Source organism: Komagataeibacter swingsii (assembly GCF_003207895.1).
GTDB lineage: Bacteria > Pseudomonadota > Alphaproteobacteria > Acetobacterales > Acetobacteraceae > Komagataeibacter > Komagataeibacter swingsii.
Genome location: NZ_NKUB01000092.1, coordinates 1 through 963 on the forward strand (window position 1 = coordinate 1; position 963 = coordinate 963).

2 protein-coding genes are annotated in these 963 nt (G+C 50.2%); one reads left to right on the forward strand and one right to left on the reverse strand.

What is annotated here, in order from left to right; all coding sequences use genetic code 11:
* Window positions 1-597: transposase (locus CFR76_RS17445; RefSeq protein WP_244192009.1), on the forward strand; the 597-nt coding region annotated here is incomplete at its 5' end.
* A 13-nt stretch (window positions 598-610) separates the two neighbouring features.
* Here the strand turns inward: CFR76_RS17445 and CFR76_RS18860 are convergent.
* Window positions 611-955 (reverse strand): transposase, encoded by a 345-nt coding sequence (locus CFR76_RS18860; protein WP_408884379.1) that lies wholly within the window; start codon window positions 953-955, stop codon window positions 611-613.
* Window positions 956-963: the final 8 nt, after the last annotated feature.

The following is a 963-nucleotide window of genomic DNA, read 5'->3' on the forward strand; positions in this document are numbered from 1 at the left end:
ACACCCCGCCTGCATAAAGGTGACAGAAAAGGAATCACAACAGATTCATCTGCATCAAGCACAAAATTCAAGAACAGCAGATTTGTGGGTAACTGCAAGCCTCGTCGGATGCTTACAAAACGTCTGACACGCTATAGACTTCGTCAGATAGAGGCTCAGATCGCAACCATCGATCAGGCAATCAGCGAACTGATCTCGACAGACGAGAGCCTCTCTCGAAAACGCACCGTTCTGGTCAGCATTCCAGGTATTGGAGAGGCCACTGCTGCGATGCTGATCGCTGATATTCCCGAGCTGGGAACACTGGAAAATGGACAGGTTGCTGCGCTCGCAGGTCTGGCACCTGTCACCAGGCAGTCAGGAAAGTGGCAGGGTAAAAGCTTTATTCGGGGTGGTCGGATTCATGTCAGAAACGCCCTGTACATGCCTGCGCTGGTTGCCATGCGGCATAACCCCGACCTTCGGAGCATTTATCTTAGTCTGACGGATAAGGGAAAGCACGCAAAAGTGGCTCTGACCGCTCTCATGCGGCGTCTCGTCATTCTGGCGAATGTCCTGTTACGCAATGACAGGTTATGGGAACCACGCCACACTTGACCAAGACGGATACTCATTCTTTGAGGTAGAAGATGAAGCTTGCTGCGATCTGGATTGCGGACATGAACGTATGAGCGCATCGGTCGTATCTGGTCGCAACACGTCGCCAGTCTTTCAGCTTTGCGAACATGTTTTCGATAAGGTGGCGCTTTTTATACAGGTGCCAATTGTAAGATGGCTTTGATTTCCGGTTCTTCCTCGGTGGAATGCAGGCGGTAATGTTTCGTTCGACAAGAGATCGTCTGATCCGGTGTAAGCATCCGACGAGGCTTGCAGTTACCCATAAATTTTTTCTTCTGTAATTTGATAGGAGAGAGCACCTGTAACGATATCTGCCAGGCGAGACATTCCTCTCCAGATAACAGT